This is a genomic window from Mesorhizobium tamadayense, assembly GCF_003863365.1.
Lineage (GTDB): Bacteria > Pseudomonadota > Alphaproteobacteria > Rhizobiales > Rhizobiaceae > Mesorhizobium > Mesorhizobium tamadayense.
The window spans coordinates 1-265 of record NZ_RQXT01000293.1 but is presented as its reverse complement, the minus strand read 5'-3'; the positions used below and the strand labels follow the sequence as shown (position 1 = coordinate 265).

The window sequence follows — 265 nt, the reverse complement described above, 5'->3', positions numbered from 1 at the left end:
CGCTGCGGACTCGCGATAGATCGCAAGATCGACGAGACTCGAGCCGAAATCGAGCATCCGCGTGGCATGAAATGGCCATTGATAACCCTTGCGGAACAGGTTGGAGGCCATCTCCTGTGTGCTGCGATAGTACTGGGCAAGGAAGTGGTGCTCATTGCCGTCCGCATCAATCGAATAGACATGCGGAATCGCTTGGACATAGGTGCCGGACAGATTCCAGGGAAAACCCTCCCGGCGCGTGCCTATACCGAACTGGCTCTCTGTG

At 56.6% G+C, this 265-nt stretch carries 1 pseudogene; it reads right to left on the bottom strand.

What is annotated here, in order from left to right:
- Positions 1 to 265: pseudogene (locus EH240_RS37710) on the bottom strand (oxidoreductase); the annotation flags it as partial.